18 protein-coding genes are annotated in these 16,602 nt (G+C 64.4%); 2 read left to right on the forward strand and 16 right to left on the reverse strand.

What is annotated here, in order from left to right:
* Window position 1: 1 nt before the first annotated feature.
* From ACO07D_RS20120 to ACO07D_RS20140, 5 genes are all read right to left on the reverse strand, one after another.
* The gene (locus ACO07D_RS20120; protein WP_421704707.1) at window positions 2–901 is read right to left on the reverse strand and encodes a bifunctional 5,10-methylenetetrahydrofolate dehydrogenase/5,10-methenyltetrahydrofolate cyclohydrolase; all 900 of its coding nucleotides are present in this window, start codon (window positions 899–901) and stop codon (window positions 2–4) included.
* Window positions 902–928: 27 nt separating this feature from the next.
* Window positions 929–1,237: a chorismate mutase gene (locus ACO07D_RS20125; RefSeq protein ID WP_421704708.1), complete on the reverse strand. Its 309-nt coding sequence runs from the start codon at window positions 1,235–1,237 to the stop codon at window positions 929–931.
* An 89-nt stretch (window positions 1,238–1,326) separates the two neighbouring features.
* Entirely contained in the window at window positions 1,327–3,003 is a 1,677-nt protein-coding gene (locus ACO07D_RS20130; protein WP_421704709.1) for a formate--tetrahydrofolate ligase, read from the reverse strand.
* A 141-nt stretch (window positions 3,004–3,144) separates the two neighbouring features.
* Entirely contained in the window at window positions 3,145–4,272 is a 1,128-nt protein-coding gene (locus ACO07D_RS20135; RefSeq protein WP_421704710.1) for a DNA alkylation repair protein, read from the reverse strand.
* Window positions 4,272–4,862, reverse strand: coding sequence for an MOSC domain-containing protein (locus ACO07D_RS20140; RefSeq protein ID WP_421704711.1), 591 nt, complete (start codon window positions 4,860–4,862; stop codon window positions 4,272–4,274). The genes ACO07D_RS20135 and ACO07D_RS20140 overlap by 1 nt, the downstream gene beginning before the upstream one ends.
* A gap of 98 nt (window positions 4,863–4,960) precedes the next feature.
* Between ACO07D_RS20140 and ACO07D_RS20145 the strand changes: the two genes are divergently transcribed.
* Complete coding sequence (locus ACO07D_RS20145) at window positions 4,961–5,782, forward strand: hypothetical protein (RefSeq protein WP_421704712.1); 822 nt, start codon at window positions 4,961–4,963, stop codon at window positions 5,780–5,782.
* A gap of 7 nt (window positions 5,783–5,789) precedes the next feature.
* Here the strand turns inward: ACO07D_RS20145 and ACO07D_RS20150 are convergent, their stop codons facing one another.
* The 10 genes from ACO07D_RS20150 to tolQ form a co-directional block, all read right to left on the reverse strand.
* A complete protein-coding gene (locus ACO07D_RS20150) occupies window positions 5,790–6,659 on the reverse strand; it encodes a hypothetical protein (RefSeq protein WP_421704713.1) in 870 nt (289 codons plus the stop codon).
* A 104-nt stretch (window positions 6,660–6,763) separates the two neighbouring features.
* Window positions 6,764–8,692: an ATP-dependent zinc metalloprotease FtsH gene (gene ftsH, locus ACO07D_RS20155; protein ID WP_421704714.1), complete on the reverse strand. Its 1,929-nt coding sequence runs from the start codon at window positions 8,690–8,692 to the stop codon at window positions 6,764–6,766.
* Window positions 8,693–8,797: 105 nt separating this feature from the next.
* Window positions 8,798–10,057 carry a tRNA lysidine(34) synthetase TilS gene (tilS, locus tag ACO07D_RS20160; protein ID WP_421704715.1) on the reverse strand — a complete coding sequence of 420 codons (1,260 nt, stop codon included), beginning with the start codon at window positions 10,055–10,057 and terminating at the stop codon, window positions 8,798–8,800.
* Entirely contained in the window at window positions 10,054–10,878 is an 825-nt protein-coding gene (ybgF, locus tag ACO07D_RS20165) for a tol-pal system protein YbgF (RefSeq protein ID WP_421704716.1), read from the reverse strand. Before ybgF ends, tilS begins: the two co-directional genes overlap by 4 nt.
* 44 nt (window positions 10,879–10,922) lie before the next feature.
* Window positions 10,923–11,426: a peptidoglycan-associated lipoprotein Pal gene (pal, locus tag ACO07D_RS20170; protein ID WP_421704717.1), complete on the reverse strand. Its 504-nt coding sequence runs from the start codon at window positions 11,424–11,426 to the stop codon at window positions 10,923–10,925.
* 93 nt (window positions 11,427–11,519) lie between these two features.
* Window positions 11,520–12,848, reverse strand: coding sequence for a Tol-Pal system beta propeller repeat protein TolB (gene tolB, locus ACO07D_RS20175; protein ID WP_421704718.1), 1,329 nt, complete (start codon window positions 12,846–12,848; stop codon window positions 11,520–11,522).
* Window positions 12,849–12,938: 90 nt separating this feature from the next.
* Window positions 12,939–13,334, reverse strand: a complete 396-nt coding sequence (locus ACO07D_RS20180; protein WP_421704719.1) for a hypothetical protein — start codon at window positions 13,332–13,334, stop codon at window positions 12,939–12,941.
* Window positions 13,334–14,347 carry a hypothetical protein gene (locus ACO07D_RS20185; RefSeq protein WP_421704720.1) on the reverse strand — a complete coding sequence of 338 codons (1,014 nt, stop codon included), beginning with the start codon at window positions 14,345–14,347 and terminating at the stop codon, window positions 13,334–13,336. Before ACO07D_RS20185 ends, ACO07D_RS20180 begins: the two co-directional genes overlap by 1 nt.
* 5 nt (window positions 14,348–14,352) lie before the next feature.
* A complete protein-coding gene (gene tolR, locus ACO07D_RS20190) occupies window positions 14,353–14,823 on the reverse strand; it encodes a protein TolR (RefSeq protein ID WP_421704721.1) in 471 nt (156 codons plus the stop codon).
* A gap of 1 nt (window position 14,824) precedes the next feature.
* Complete coding sequence (tolQ, locus tag ACO07D_RS20195; protein ID WP_421704722.1) at window positions 14,825–15,520, reverse strand: protein TolQ; 696 nt, start codon at window positions 15,518–15,520, stop codon at window positions 14,825–14,827.
* Between the two features lie 265 nt (window positions 15,521–15,785).
* Here tolQ and ACO07D_RS20200 point away from each other — a divergent pair, with 265 nt between their 5' ends.
* A complete protein-coding gene (locus ACO07D_RS20200; RefSeq protein WP_421704723.1) occupies window positions 15,786–16,043 on the forward strand; it encodes a hypothetical protein in 258 nt (85 codons plus the stop codon).
* A 171-nt stretch (window positions 16,044–16,214) separates the two neighbouring features.
* Here the strand turns inward: ACO07D_RS20200 and ybgC are convergent, their stop codons facing one another.
* Entirely contained in the window at window positions 16,215–16,598 is a 384-nt protein-coding gene (gene ybgC / locus ACO07D_RS20205) for a tol-pal system-associated acyl-CoA thioesterase (RefSeq protein WP_421704724.1), read from the reverse strand.
* Window positions 16,599–16,602 lie beyond the last annotated feature (4 nt).

Raw genomic sequence — 16,602 nt, forward strand, 5'->3', positions numbered from 1 at the left:
CTCACATTTCGTCCCGGGCGAAAATGTCCCGGTAGTGGTTCATCTGCATTTCCGTGGCCAGCACGGCGTTCTTCATCAAGGTGGCGACGGTCACCGGGCCGACGCCGCCAGGCACCGGGGTGATCCACCCCGCCACTTTCGAGCAGCTGTCGAAATCGGCGTCGCCCACGGTCTTGGGCCCGTCCGGGGTTTCGACACGGTTGATACCGATGTCGATCACCACGCCCCCGGGTTTCAGCATTTCGCCCGTCACCAGGCCGGGCTTACCCACCGCCACGAAAACCGCATCAGCGGCGCGGCTATGCATCGCGACCGAGCGGGTCATGTGGTGACACACGGTCACGGTGGCGCCCAGGCCCATCAGCAGGAAGGCGATGGGTTTGCCGACGATTTCCGAGTGACCGATAACGGTTACGTTCAGACCTTCGATATCCAGCGGCAGGGTCTTCAGGATTTCCACGGCAGCAACAGCGGTACAGGGGCCCAGTGCAAGGTCGTTGTAGACAATATTGCCGATCGAGGCCGGGTGCATGCCTTCTACATCTTTCAGCGGATGCACGAGTTTCTGCAGGGTCTTCACAGGAATATGGTCGGGCAGCGGGCGCTGGATGATGATGCCGTTCACGCGCGGGTCGGCGTTCAGACCCTGGATGATGCCGGTCAGCTGCTCCAGCGACGTCTCACCCGGATAATTACGGGCCTCAAACTCGACCCCGGCGCTTTCGGCGCTACGTTGCTGGTTGCGTACATAAAGCTCGGCCGCGGCGGTATCGCCAACACTGACCGAGACGAGTTTCGGCTGCCAACCCTTTTCGGCGAGGGCCGCTGCATCCGCCGCGACCTCCTCTTTCATCCGGGCCGCAATGGCCTTGCCGTCGATGATGGTCGCGCTCATCTGCATTTTTTCTTGTAGTTCCTTACACGGGCCTTACGCGGGCTTGGTATCAGGGCCGATGACGCGGGCTTCGCGGTCGATCGACCAGTCGATCAGCTGGCGCCAGAGGGTTTCCGTCAGGTCCGGGTCCAGCCCACAGGCGGCGCTTTCCGCGCGCACCTTGGTGACCACGTCCTCGACCCGGGTCGGGATGCGGGCCGGCCAGCCATTGGCCCGCTTCAACTCGATTGCCCGGTCGATATGGGCTGCGCGCAGACGCAACAGGCGGACCAATTCCCGGTCCAGAGCGTCAATATTGGCGCGCAGCGCCGTCATGTCGGAACAGATTGCGGGGTCGAGCATGTCAGCCTCCTTACGGGTGCCTTGCCCTACCCCGCATCCGATCCATGTGCAATGCCCCGGGGGGTCGCAGCCCCCGGGGTCAGCAGACCTTAGAACAGGCCTTCGACGTCGCCTTCCGCGTTCAGACCGATCGATAGGGCGGCGGGCTGACGGGGCAGGCCCGGCATGGTCATGATGTCGCCGCAGACGACAACGATGAAGCCGGCACCGGCCGACAGGCGAACTTCACGCACCGGGACCGAATGGCCGGTGGGCGCGCCGCGCAGGGTCGGGTCGGTCGAGAACGAGTACTGGGTCTTCGCCATGCAGACCGGCAGGTCGCCGTAACCGGCTTCTTCCCAGTCACGCAGCTGGTTGCGCACCTTGGCGTCGGCCAGAACCTCGTCAGCGCGGTAGATGCGCTTGGCGACGGTCTCGATCTTTTCGAACAGCGACATGTCGTCCGGGTAGATCGGCGCAAAGGCAGCTACGTCGGCGTCGGCAATCTCGGCCACGCGGGTGGCCAGGTCGGCAGAACCTTCGGAACCCAGTTCCCAGTGACGCGACACGATGGCTTCGGCACCGTGGCCGTCCACGTATTCCTTGACCGCAGCAACCTCGGCGTCGGTGTCGTTGACGAAGTGGTTGATGGCAACCACGACCGGCACGCCGAAGCTCTTCAGGTTCTCGATGTGACGGCCCAGGTTGTCGCAACCGGCGTTCACGGCTTCGACGTTCTCGGCGCCCAGATCGGCCTTGGCAACACCGCCGTTCATCTTCATCGCGCGCACGGTGGCAACCAGCACGACCACCGAGGGGGCCAGACCGGCCTTGCGGCACTTGATGTTCATGAACTTCTCGGCACCAAGGTCAGCACCGAAGCCGGCTTCGGTCACGACATAGTCGGCCAGTTTCAGAGCGGTCTTGGTCGCGATGACCGAGTTACAGCCATGCGCGATGTTGGCGAAGGGGCCGCCATGCACGAAAGCCGGGTTGTTTTCCAGGGTCTGCACCAGGTTCGGCTGCATGGCGTCCTTCAGCAGAACGGTCATGGCGCCATCGGCACCAATGTCGCGGCAGTAGATCGCTTTGCGTTCACGGGTGTAGGCCACGATGATGTCGCCAAGGCGCTTCTGCAGGTCTTCCAGGTCGTTGGCCAGGCACAGGATGGCCATGACTTCCGAGGCCACGGTGATGTCAAAGCCGGTCTGACGCGGGAAACCGTTGGACACGCCGCCCAAGCTCACAACGATGTCACGCAGGGCGCGGTCGTTCATGTCCACGACACGGCGCCAGGCCACGCGACGCTCGTCGATCTCCAGCTCGTTGCCCCAATAGATGTGGTTGTCGATCATTGCCGACAGCAGCGAGTGGGCCGAGGTGATGGCGTGGAAGTCACCGGTGAAGTGGAGGTTCATTTCCTCCATCGGCACGACCTGAGCGTAGCCACCGCCGGCGGCGCCACCCTTCATGCCGAAGTTCGGACCCAGCGAGGCTTCGCGAATACAGATCATCGCGTTCTTGCCGATGCGGTTCAGGCCGTCGCCCAGACCCACGGTGGTGGTGGTCTTGCCTTCGCCCGCCGGGGTCGGGTTGATCGCGGTCACCAGGATCAGCTTGCCGTCTTCACGGTCGCCAAGGCTCTTGATGAAGTCCTGACCAACCTTGGCCTTGTCGTGGCCATAGGGCAGCAGGTGCTCGGCGGGAATGCCCAGCTTGTCGCCGATCTCCTGGATCGGGCGCTTCTTTGCCTCGCGGGCGATTTCGATGTCGGATTTATAGCTCATCGCGGGATCCTGTTTGGAAAGTTGGGACCAGAAGTCTGACCTCGCGTATATCCGGCATGCGGATTTGGCATAGGTGGGAATCCGACATATCCCGCCCTGAATTCGTCGTGCGTGAGCTTTGACGGTTTCGGAAGGGAGACGTCAGGCGTTGTTCAGCGACAACGTAAACCCGCCGGTCGCCAGCGCCTGCCCGTTGACCTGCAGCACCACACCATGCGCCCCCGGATAGTGTTTACGAGTCGTGACCTCACGCAGCTTGTGCAGCTTGCTCAGGGTGATTTCCGCGCCGGGCTCCAGCGTGGCCTGGGTCCATTTGAACACTTTCGGCGAAGGTTTTCCGTTCGCCCGCATGAAGTTGACCGCATAGTCCACGACAAGGCTCTGCGTCGTTTTCGACCGGCTTCTCAGGGTTGCGCTCAGGGTCACATCCTCGCCCATGTGCGCCACCTCCGGGGTGACCGAAAACGACACGTCCAATTTCGGCGGACCGTAGCCGAAGGCGGCCAAAGCACCGGGGTGACCGGCCTTGATCAGGGTGCGGCAGGCGTGGCGCACCAGCCGGGTGCGGTCCTTTGACGCGTCGTCCAACCAGTCGACGGCGATCCCGGCCACCAGGTCCGGGTGATCCTTGGCGATGTCATTGAGGTTGTTCGCCACCGACCGGCGCACATATTCCGACGGATCGTCGCGCAGGCGCTCCAGCAGCGGCAGGATCGGCGCAGGGTCCGTGATCAGCCCCTTGAGCTGCATCCCCCAAGGCAGGCGCGGGCGGCAGCCCTCGCTGGCCAACCTGCGCAGGTGCGGGTTGGGGGCCTCGGCCCAGCGGTGCAGATGGATGAGCCCACGCTCAAGGTCCGCATCCAGAAAGGGGCGCACGTCAAACTCCGATGAAAACCGGCTGGTAAAGGCCGCCAGTGTCTCCATCGCCAGGTCGTATTCCCCTGCCCCGCGTTTCTGGATGACTTCACCCATTGGCAGCATGGCCCAGCCGCGAATGCCCTCTGAGGGCCCGGATTGTTCCCAACCCTCGGTTTCCGTCTCCGGGCCCAGAGCGGCCACCATCTGCACGCAGGCTGCAGCGAAGTCATCCGGCAAGCAGGCGTCCAGCGCAGCGGAGATATGGCGCGATCGGGCCTTCAGCTCCAACGCCTCCAACCCTTCACAGGCAAGCTTGGTGAACCGCGCCTCATCAAACGGTCCGGCACCGGCCAGGTGGCGCGCCATATCGGCCACCATCTCCGGGTTATAGGCGTTCTTGAACGGCTCCATCAGGCCATCCCGTCCGGCATCCAAGCGCGTTGGCCTGGGATATGCAGGCGCACCTCGTCCCCCACTTTGAGCACACCTTCACGTTCGACCCAGGCGGTCACGCCGCGCCGGTCCTTGGCGGCGGGTTTGAACAGCTTGCCCTTGCCGGGATGGCGCGCCTCGATGCCGGGGCCGGGCAGCACGCAGGGGCGGTTTTCCATGTCCACCGTCAGGGTCGCGCCGGTCGAGGCCTGCAGCCGCGAGCTGGGCGGGATATGGGTGAAATCCGGAATACCCTCCACCACCATGGTCGCGCCGACCAGAGCGGGGTCAAGCGACTCGATCCCCATTTCCGCTGCGATTTCAGCCAGTTCCTCGGCGCTGACAATCGCCAGCTGCCGCGTGTTGCGAATTTCCGTGCCGCGTTCGTATTGATCCATGACCCGCCCGCAACTGGGCCGGGTCAGGCCCGAATGGCTCTCCAACGCGGGCCCCGCAAAACTGACCCGCAACGCGTCCTCGCGCTGACTGGCCAGTTTGGCGTCCCGATCACGCACCACCCCCAGCCAGGTAATCCTTCCGACATAATCCGTTTTCATCAATGCAGGCATCACACACTCCCAATCTACCCGCCCATGCTGCCCGCCCGGCACTGGACCCGCAACCCGGAACCTGTCAGAACCTGTCAGGAGACGATTTCGAGCCGATCATGAGTGGATTTACCCTGTTCCTGCGCGCCCTCGCCGCCCCGGTCCTGCGCGCAGCATTTGTTCTGAGGTTTGCCCTGCCGGTGATGCTGATCCCCAGCGTCCTGCGCCTGAGTTTCGACCTTTTTCCAGACGACAGGGTTGATGTGAAAGACCTGTGGTTCACCGCCAGTTTCCTTCTTGACCCGCTGGTGTGGAGCGTCGTGGCCATCGCCTGGTGCCGCACGCTGATGCGCCCGCTCGACTACCCCCGCCCGCTGATCGCGATCCGTGCCGAGCCGCTGTTTCGCTTCCTGGGCGCGGCCCTGTGCCTGGTTTTGACCGGAGTTGGGCTGCTGCATCTGGCAGGAACCTTCCTGCCCATGGGGCTTACCAGCTACACCCTGCCTGGATGGCATATGTTTTTCCTGTTGGGACTGGCCGTGCAGACGCTGTCGACCGCCGTCTTTCTCTGGCCCGTTCTGATCTTTGGCCGGATCCTTCCGGGCATTGCCCTGCGGCACCGCAGTGCCCTCCGCGCGCTGCTGCGCGATGGCGCCCGCCGGGTGGTGCCGATGGCGGTGATTGCCCTGGGGCTCGCCATCTTGCACACGCTGGCCCATCTGGGCCTGGGGCGGTTTCTGATCATGTTCGTGGACCACCCGTTGAAGGACGCCCTGACCACGGTTGTCCCACAGTTCATGTCGCCCACCCTGTTCACCCTGAACATGCTGGGCAAGGCCATGATCAATGCCCTGGCCGTGCTGGTACTGCTCGCCGCACTCTGCGGTGAATATGTGCGGTTTCGCGGTGAGGCGCAGCAGGCTGTAGAGCAGCCCGCCTGACCGCGTATCACCCCACCTCTTCCTCCTGTTCCGCCTTCATCTCGGCAATGCGCTCCAGCGCCTCGGCGCGGGTGTTGCGGATGTTGGGGCGGAAGTCCTGGCTTTCGGCGCGCAGGCGGATGTCGGCCTCGGTCTCGGACCCCGGCGCATAGCGCACGGAACCCAGCGACCAGTTGAGGTTCAATCGCTTGCCGCGCGCCGCGTAACGCACCCAGGCGGGGGAATGAATGCGCGTGCCTTCGTAGTTGATCAGGAAATACCACTTCCGGCCGGTCGCGCCGATCTTCTCCTCGATCACGTCATAAAGCACATCGACATCGCCTGAATACTGAAGCACCAGGTCGGTGAAATCGACATCCATGACCTGAAGCTCCGGCAAGAAGGACAGGCGCGCGGCGACCTCTTCGGCGGTCAGGTTCGGGGTGCGCTCCACCACCTTCTCCCGTTTCGAAGGCAGCTCGCGCAGCCGCCCTACGGCACTGTCGCGGTCGTAAAACAGGTTGGGGTCGAAGTTCTCGGTCCCCGCATTCTGTTCGATCTGGCGGCGGGTGACTTCAGAGGCATCGAAGCGCACCGAGCCCATGGAATGGGCCATGTTCAGTTCCTTGCCGCGGCGCGAATGGGCGAACCACGCAGCGCTGTCGATCCGTGCGTCTCGGTAATCCACCAGAAAGAACCACAGTTTCTCGCCGGTCGCCGCGATACGTTCCTCGATACGATCATAAAACCGGTTCACCTGGGCGGAGCTGGCCAGTTCCATACCGGCGAAACTGACCTCCATGATCTGGTCGTCTTCATGAAAGGTAATGCGTGCGTCAATCTCTGCGGTCGTGAAGTCCTTGTCGTGCAATGTCGCCCCCCGGTTCAGCTGGCCCATCACCAAACATTCAGATGAGGGCATGCTTACCCTACGTCAGCGCCCAAAACAAAACCACCCCGGCGCGAGGGCCGGGGTGGTCTGATGCAAGTTCTTGCCGAAAGTCAGGCGGTGGGCTCGGGCTCCATGCCGCCGTCACCAGCGGGTTTGGCGCGTGGCTTGGTCTTCGGCACCGCCAGGACCGAGGCATTGCCGCCATCGTCCGGCTTGTCCTCATCCTCGCCTTTTTGCGGCGGCTCGCCACGCATGACGCGCTGGATTTCCTCGCCGGTCAGGGTCTCGTACTCGAGCAGACCCTGGGCCAGGTTTTCCCATTCATCCGCCCGTTCGGTCAGAATCTTGAAAGCGGTGTCATAGGCTTCCTGGACGAACCCCTTGACCTCTTCCTCGATCAGCTCCTTCGTATGCGCCGAGACCGAGAAACCACCGGTGTTGCCCTGGTAGCCCTCATGCGCCTCGGCATAGTCGATATTGCCGACCTTGTCGGACATGCCCCAGCGCATCACCATGGCGCGGGCCAGTCCCGAGGCCTGTTGGATGTCGCCAGCCGGACCGTTCGAGACATTCTCTTCGCCATACTTGATGATCTCGGCGGCCTTGCCCGCCATGGTCATGGCGAGCTTTTCCTCACATTCCGACTTGTGCCAGTTCAGGCGGTCGATCTCGGGCAAGCTCACGACCATGCCCAACGCACCACCGCGCGGGATGATGGTGGCCTTGTAGACCGGGTCGCATTGCGGCAGGGCCAGGCCCACCACGGCGTGACCGGCCTCGTGATAGGCAGTCTTTTCCTTCTGCTCATCGGTCAGGACCATGCTGCGCCGCTCGGCGCCCATCATAACCTTGTCCTTGGCGTTCTCGAAATCTTCCATGGTGACGAAGCGGCGCCCTACTCGGGCGGCCATCAGTGCTGCCTCGTTCACCAGGTTGGCCAGGTCTGCCCCCGAGAAGCCCGGGGTGCCGCGCGCGATCACGCGCATGTCGGCGTCGGGGCCCAGCGGCACCTTGCGGGCATGCACGCCCAGGATCTTCTCGCGGCCCTTGATGTCCGGGTTCGGCACGGTGACCTGGCGGTCGAAACGGCCCGGGCGCAGCAGCGCCGGGTCCAGCACGTCCTTGCGGTTGGTTGCGGCAAGGATGATCACACCCTCGTTGGCCTCGAACCCGTCCATTTCGACCAGCAGCTGGTTCAGCGTCTGTTCGCGTTCGTCATTGCCACCGCCGTAACCGGCACCACGATGGCGACCGACGGCGTCGATTTCGTCGATGAAGACGATGCAGGGCGCGTTTTTCTTGGCCTGTTCGAACATGTCGCGCACACGGCTGGCGCCGACGCCCACGAACATCTCCACGAAGTCGGAACCGGAGATGGTGAAGAAGGGCACACCCGCCTCACCGGCAATGGCACGGGCCAGCAGGGTCTTACCGGTGCCCGGAGGGCCAACCAGCAGAGCGCCCTTGGGAATGGTGCCACCCAGACGGCTGAATTTCTGCGGGTTGCGCAGGAATTCCACGATCTCTTCCAGCTCTTCCTTGGCCTCGTCGATGCCCGCGACATCGTCAAAGGTCACCCGGCCTTCGCGTTCGGTCAGCATCTTGGCCTTGGACTTGCCAAAGCCCATCGCGCCGCCTTTGCCACCGCCCTGCATGCGGTTCATCATGAAGAACCAGAAGCCGATCAGGATCAACACCGGCAACAGCAGCGACAGAAGCGAGAAGAAGCCCGACTGCGCCTGCGGCTCCGCCGCGACCTCAACGCCCTTGTCCAGCATGCGGTTCAGGACCTCGGCCACGACTTCTTCGTTGCCAGGCACGATGGTGAAGTAATCCCGACCGTCCGAGCCGCGATACCGCACGGTCTCACCATCCACATCGGCCATGGCGACATTTCCGCCATCAACCTGCTGGATGAATTCCGAATAGGGAACCTCGTTGGTTGAGGCCATGGTCTGCCCGTCCGAGAACAGTCGGAACAGGGCGAGGATCATGACAAACAGCACGATCCAGAAAGCGAAATTTCTCGCGTTGCCCAAAGGGGATCTCCTTTAAACTTGCCCGGTCGGTGGCGGGCACAACTTGCCTGGCCCGTGGCCGGGCGTGGGAGGCTTACCCTTAAAATAGGGATCACACCAGCATGTTCAATGCGATAAAATGCTTGTGAAAAAGTGATCATCCGGGTGAACAGGCGTCAGAACCCAGCCATTTGCCAGCCCGGCAAGCGGAGCGGCGCGCAATTCATCGCCCAGAAATGCGGCCGGGGAGGCCATCAGCGCACGGCGCGGCAGCCCGGTCTGGCGCCAGTCAGGACAGCCGTTGATTGCCTCTCCCAATGCCCGCACCTGCGCCTGTCTGTCGGGGCCCTCCAGCACCCAGCGCCCGTCCCAGACCTCGCCCACAGCCGCACGTTTGCGGCGTACTGCATTGTATTCGCGGTGAATTTCGACCCTCTCCAGATCGCCTTCAATCACGCAGCCATGCAGCGTTCGCCGGTCGCCGAAGGCGGCAAGTGTCATCGCCTCCTGAAGCGCATCGAGCCGCGGACGGTAGTCGGCGCCCGACACCCAGACCATCGCATGGGCGAACAAGCGTAGCTGGGTTTCCATCGGTTCATCCGTCAACCCCGCCAAGTCAAAGGCGACACCGCCGCCCTTCACCTGGCATAGGCGACGGGCCGCTTGGGCTGCGTGGCGTTCCATCACTTCGCGCGCGTTGGTCATGTGCTGGGCGGTATCCGCCAGTCGCTGCGCGTCCAGGCCCAGATCGGCCAGCGCCCCCATCGCCTGGCGCGCCTTCACCCGGTCGAAACGCGGGTCCTGGTTCGAAGGATCCTCGGCCCAGGCCACGCCCCTTGCGGTCAGATAATCGCGCAGATCGGCACGGGCTGTCACCAAGACAGGTCGCAGCCAGCGGGTGCCATCCGCCTGCCAATCCGCACGCATGGCCGCCAGTCCATCGACGCCAGAGCCGCGGGCCAGCCGCATCAGGAAGGTTTCCGCCTGATCGTCCAACGTATGGCCCAAGGCGACAGCATCCACCCCCCGCGCCCGCGCCCAATCCGCCATCAGCCCATACCGCGCCCGGCGCGCGGCGTCCTGCAGGTTGCCCTGCCCGTCCCAGCTCCAGGTTAGCACGTCGTGGGACACTCCCAACCCGGCGCAGACCTCGGCAACCATCGCCGCCTCGGCCTTGGCCTCTTCGCGCAGCCCGTGATCCACGGTCACCGCATGAAGCGACAGCTCCAGCAAGGCGCCCTGAGATTTCTGGGCGCTCAGCCACGCATGGGCCAGGTGCAACAGCGCCATGGAGTCCCCGCCGCCGGAAACTGCCAGGCCCAGAGACGCGAAAGGGGAGCGGCCCTGCGCTCCCCCAATGAACTGTTCAAAGGCCTGGGTCGTCACGGGCAGGACAACCCCTGCCGCGCGGCTTCGGCATCGGCCTGCGCGGTGCTGCCCGGGAAACGCACCCCCACTTCAGCGAGCGTCACGCAGGCTTCCTGCACCTGGCCCAGCGCCCCCAGGCTGGTGCCCAGTTTATAAAGCGCATCCGGCGCCCGGGCCCCATCGGGCGCGCCCGAGAAGGAAGTCAGGTAGGCGCGCGCCGCATCCGACACTTCACCCATCGCCTCCAGCGCCTCGCCACGGTGGTAATGGGCCTGGCCGGCCAGCGCCCCACCCGGATAGGTTTCGGTGAAGCGCGCGAACATGCCCGCGGCATCCTCGAACCCGCCTTCCGACAGGGTCGCCATGGCGGCGTCGAAATCGGCCTGTTCGCCCACCGCCATCTGGCCACCGTCGGGCTCGGCCGGAACCACGGCAACCGGTGCAGTGGGCAGGTCGCCACCGCCCAGCGTGCCACCCTGGCCTGCCTGGGACAGGTCACAGCCTTCCTCGAGCTCACAAAGGCGGAATTCCAGGTCGCCGATCCGGTTGGTACCGTCCGACACGACCTGGTTGATGCGGAACTCCAGCTCTTCGGTCTTGCCAATGAGCCGCGCCAGCTCGCCCTCGATCGCGTTCAGCCGGTCGGTCGCATTGCCCCCGGCCACCACGCCACCGGCTGCCCCGGTGGTGGACAGCTCGCGTTTCAGCGTCTGGATCTCGACATAAAGCACCGAAAGTTCCTGGCGGATATCGGCCAGGGTCTGGCTGCGGTCCTGCGCCAACACAGGCGTGGCGGCAATGATCCCGGCCGTCAGAACGGCCCCCAGAAGCGCTTTCATGTCCAGTCCTTTCCTTGCCCCAGAGCTACCGTGTCAGCCGCAGCTTAGCTGGTCGGCACGCCCGCCGACAACACCGTCACCGCGCGGCGGTTCTGGGCATAGCAGGCCTCGGCCGAACAGATCTCCAGCGGGCGTTCCTTGCCGTAGCTGACGGTCTTCAGACGGTTCGGCGCGACGCCGCGCTCGATCAGGAAATTCTGCACCGCCGACGCACGACGCGCGCCCAGGGCGAGGTTGTACTCCCGGGTGCCCTGTTCATCCGCATGGCCTTCGATCACCGCGGTAAAGGCGGGGTTGTCCATCAGCCAGGTCGCCTGCATCTCCAGCACCGCCGAGGCCTCGGCCGACAGGGTCGACTGGTCAATCGCGAACAGCACGCGGTCGCCGACCGTTTGCTGGAAATAGGCCGGGCTGGTCGGGTCCGAGGCCGAACCGGGCACCACGCCCGCGCCGCCCGCACCGGGGTTGTCGAACCGGCCGGGGTTGGTACAGGCCGCGACCGTGCCAAGCACGCCGACCACAAGCACAGCTTTCATCAGATGTTTCATGGGGTTGTCCTGTCGTTGTCTATCTGTTCTGTCTTCTGCTCTTGGGCGCCAGTCTAGCATTCCCGGCGCCCCTTGGGAATTGGGTCAGTGACGTCAGTTCTGCAACGGCCCCCAGGCCGGGTCAGAGCCCGCCTGCGGCGTCGTCACCCGGCGCAGGTTGCGCCCGGAAATGTCGATCGAATAGAGCGCCGGCTGCCCCGATGCGCCCTGGCTTTCCCGGGTGAACATGATCACCCGCCCATTGGGCGACCAGGACGGGCCTTCGTCAAGGAACGAGGCCGTGAGCAGCCGTTCCTCGCTGCCATCCGTGCGCATGACGCCAATGTGGAAGCGGCCCTGGTTCTGCTTGGTAAAGGCCACCATGTCACCACGCGGCGACCAGACCGGGGTGCCGTAACGGCCCGGGCCAAAGCTGATCCGCCGCGCCTCGCCGCCCGTGGCGGGCATGATATAGAGCTGCGGCGTGCCGGACCGGTCGCTTTCAAAAACGATATGCTGGCCATCCGGCGAGAAGCTGGGCGCGGTCTCGATCGAGGGCGCCTGGGTCAGGCGCTGCCGCCCGCTGCCGTCGATGTTCATGCGGTAAAGGTCCGTATTGCCGCCCGAGGACAGTGAAAACACCACCGTACGCCCATCGGGCGAGAAACGCGGCGCAAAGGTCATCGTGCCTTCCTGATCATCCAGCACCCGGCGGCCAACGCTGGCCACGTCCAGCACATAGATGCGCGGGAAGCCGGTTTCATAGCTGGTGTAAAGCACCCGGTCGCCGGTGGGCGAGAAACGCGGTGCCAGCACGATGGCGTTGCTGTCGGTCAGGTATTGCACATTGGCGCCGTCGTAATCCATGATCGCCAGGCGCTTGCGGCGCGCATTCTTCGGCCCGGTTTCCGACACGAACACCACGCGGCTGTCGAAATAGCCGCTCTCTCCGGTGATGCGGCTGTAGACCACGTCCGACACCTTGTGCGCGATACGCCGCCAGCTGGCTTCCGAACCGCCGAACTGCAGCCCCTCACCCAAAGCGGCGTTGTTGTCCACGTCAAAGACGCGGAACTTCACGGTGATCTTACCCCCCGCCTGAGACACCGCCCCGGTGATCAGCGCCTGGACATTGATCGCGCGCCAGTCCGCATATTGCACCGGGCTGTTGAAACTCGTGACATTCGAGATGAAGGCCGAAGACGGCACCTCACGAAACAGCCCCGTGCCCGCCAGGTCCGCGGCTACCACCCGCGCGATGTTCTGCGCCATCTCCGCCGCAGCAGAGTTTTCCGCCTGGAAGCTGGGCACCGCGAAGGGCAAGGGTTCGATGATCCCGTCGGTCACTTCAAGCCTCAGCGGTTCGGCCTGGGCGGTGGAGGGGATGCTCTGGGCAAGGCCGGTCAGGGCCAGCGCGAGGGTCAGGAGTTTGAGAACTTTCATGCGAACCTCTTATCCGCGAGGGGTGGGATTGCAAAAGCCGCGCAACTGCGTCGGCAGGAATTGGCTGGTGGGCGGGGCAGATGGGTCATGTCACCGCCACCTCATGTTGTCAGGATCGAAAGTCAGCCGCAGGTGGCGCCAGTGTTCATACTTGCCCACGGGCAGGTCATAGCCGTTCACGCCGCAGCGGATGATCGCGCGGCGGGCGGCCTGGAAGGCCTGGTTGGCCGCAGCTTCGGAACCACCGCGATAAGAGGTCATCCTGATTGACCCCAGGTCCGGTTTCCCATCTTGCATCACGTCGAAATCGACCTCGACCACGGTGGCCAAGGCCTCGGTCGACAGCGCCCCGAGGTTCCAACAGGCCGAAACCTGCAGCAGTAAGGTGGTCTGTTCAGATCCGGACAGGCCAGGTTTGGTATCGCCCTCGGCCAGCGCCGCGGTGGCCAGGCTCAACGCCAGAACAGGGATCGCGAACCGAACCATCACCGCCACCTCATGTTGTCCGGGTTGAAGGTAATCTCGATCCGCTTCCAGTGATCGTATTTTTCCTCCGGCAGGTCATAGCCGTTCACGCCGCAGCGGATGATCGCGCGGCGGGCGGCGGCGAAAGCCTGATTGGCGGCGGCTTCGGAGCCGTTGCGGTAGGACAGCATCTCGATCGAGCCCGCGTCAGGCTTGCCGTCGCGCGCCATGTCGAAGCCGACTTCGACCACGGTGGCCAAGGCCTCTGTGGACAGTGCGCCAAGGTTCCAGCAGGCCGACACGGCCAGGCGCATCGCGTCCTTTTCGCCGCCGGTCAGCGGCGGGCCCTGCGGGGCGTCGGGGGGGGCATCGGCCACCGCGTCGCTGATCGCATCGGACACGGCGTCGTCGATGGCATCCGCAACGCTGGGTGTTTCGGGTTCGGGCGTCGGTTCGGGATCCGGTTCGGCCACCGGGGTGGGCGGCGTCGGGCGGCGGCGCGGGCGCGGGCTGGTTTCCGGCGCGGCCGAGGGCGGCTCCGGCCGGATCGCGGTGGTGGTCTCGGGCGGGGCGGTGGGCGTGACAGGTTCGGGCGGCGGGGCGGCCACGTCTTCGGCGGGCGCGGGTTCCGGCGCTTCGACGCGTTCCGGCGCGGGTTCGGCCGCCGGGTCGGGTTCCGGGGTCGGTTCGGGCGCAATGCGTTCGGCGGGGGCCGGCACATTTTCCGGCGCGGGCGGTGCCTCTGGGGCCGGTTCGGGCACAGGTTCGGGCGCGGGCGGTTCAGGCTCGGGTTCCGGTTCCGGCGCAGGTTCGGGATCGGGGCGGCGCTGCGGCGGGGGGGAGGCCACGGGGGCGACGGGTTCGGGATCAGGCTCCGGCACCGACAGGGCGGCAAATTGTTCCTCGGTCAGGATCGACACCTCAGTCACCCGGATCGAGGGCTCTTCGTCCTCCCAGGTAAACACGCCGCCAAACAGCATGACCAGCAACAAGAGCCCGTGCCCCGCGCCAGAGATGTAATACCCCGTCCGCATGGGCGTCAGCCACCATCCAGCCCCGGCCCGCCGGTATCCGTCACCAGGCCGATATTGTGGAAACCACCGGCGTTGAGCGCGCCCATGACCTGGGCGACCAGCTCATAGGGCACCTGCCCGTCCGCGCGCAGGAAGATGCGGTCGTCATCGCGCTCTTCCGCAATGGCGCGCAGGCGCGGCACCAGGTCACTGGTGGTGATCGCGGTGGTCTGCAACATGACCTCGCCCTCGGCGGTAATGGTCACGGTCAGGGGTTCCTCATCCGGGGTCGGAAGCGTCGTCGCCGCTGTTTTCGGCAGCTCGACCGGCACGCCCACGGTCATCAGGGGCGCCGCGACCATGAAGATGATCAGCAGCACCAACATGACGTCGACAAAGGGGGTGATGTTGATCTCGCCCATCACCCGGCGATGCTTGCCGCGACGACGGCCCCGGCGGGCGCGTCGCACGGCCTGTTGTTGAACCGCGCCACCCATCTCAGCTGTCCAGCTGGCGGCTGAGGATGGTGGCGAACTCGTCGGCGAAGGCCTCGTAGCCCGCGAGGATATTGTCGCTGTCCGAGGTGAGCTTGTTGTAGAAAATGAGCGCCGGGATCGCGGCCAGCAGGCCCAGGCCGGTCGCCATCAGCGCCTCGGCAATGCCCGGGGCGACCACGGCCAGGTTGGTATTCTGCTGCTGGGCGATCTCGACGAAAGCATTCATGATGCCCCAGACGGTGCCAAAGAGCCCCACGAAGGGCGCGGTGGCGGCGACCGTGGCCAGGAAGGACAGCCCGTTGTTCAAGCTCTCGCCCTCCTTGGCTATCGCCACATCCATCGAGCGGTCGATACGCGCCTGAGCATTGGCGATCAGCCCGCCATCTTCGCGATGCGAGCGCCGCCACTCCAGCATCCCGGACGAGAAGACCTTCTGCGCCGCGCCCTCGGGCGCCGGGCCGATCTGGTCGAAAAGCTCGTCCAGAGGCTCGCCTGACCAGAACGAGCGGTCAAACGCCGCCGCCTCGCGCTTGGCCGCGCGGTACTGGATGAATTTCGTGATGATGATGGCCCAGGACCAGAAGGAGGCGATGATCAGCAGGATCATCACCAGTTTGACCATCAATGTCGCGCGAAGGAACAGCGCAAGGAAGGAGAAATCGATCTCCGCCGCCGCTGCAAGCGTTTCCGTTTCCATGTCTCTGCCTCTATACCGCCACCTCTTCGGGCAGCTATTTTGTTTGAATCTAACGCATATTCACGGGGAAAGGCAACAAAAGCGCGACATGGGCGGGGTTTTGTCGCTGCGAGGCGGGGGAATGGGCGGATATTTGCCGTGAGCAGTTCCTAGAACGTCCGATCCGGCGCGTCACTTCTTGAATGATCTGGCACAGTCCTATGTGATGTACCCACCCGCGGATCGCGGCTTTGAAAAGACAGATTGACGACGCAGGTTACAGGTTATGCTCTCGGCAGAAATGAAAGCGTGGGTGCGAGATGAATTCGAACGCGAACCTGGGCGGTTGTTGCGATTTCTCCAGAGTCGGTTCGAGCGCCCCGGCCCACCCGTCGAGACCTGGCGCGGGCATGTCTTGTTCCTCGAATATGACCGCGAGACAAGTCGCGTTACAATCTACGCCAGCCTGAGCGAAACACTTGAAGAGGGTGAAGTGGTTTCTCTTGATGAGCTAGATGCCTTTGTGCGTCAGGAGTTTCCATAGCTTTGAACGTCGGCCTTCTCGCGCCCTTGGCCCCGTGCTGGGGCCAAGACCTCCGAACGAAGTGAGGCCACCGGCATCAAAATTATTCAAATAATTTTCGCCAACGCTGGTGGCCCTCCCGTGGCCTGTTGGGCCACTGTCGGGATCGCGCCCTGCACCTAGGGTGCTGACCTAATGCACCGACTGCCGCAAATGCGCCGGAAGCCGCGCGGGTTGGCCGGTCACCGTCAGGCAAACGATCGTCACCACCGCCTCGAACAGCACCTCGTCGCCACGGCTGACCACCTGGTCCAGCACCAGCCGTGCGCCGGTCATCTGGCGGGTGGATGTGGTCACGGTCAGTTCGTCGTCAAAGCGCGCGGGGGCGAGATAGTCCGCTTCCACACGCCGGACTGCAAAGATCAGCCCCTCGTCGCGCATCTCGCTTTGGTCGATGCCCATCTGGCGCACCCAGTCCGATCGCGCCCGTTCGATATAGCGCAGGTAGTTGGCATAGAAGACGATCCCGGCCATGTCGGTGTCTTCGTAATAGACGCGGATGGGGAAGCTGTGCATGGGG

This window comes from Aliiroseovarius sp. (assembly GCF_965228805.1).
Classification (GTDB): Bacteria; Pseudomonadota; Alphaproteobacteria; order Rhodobacterales; family Rhodobacteraceae; genus JASBTN01.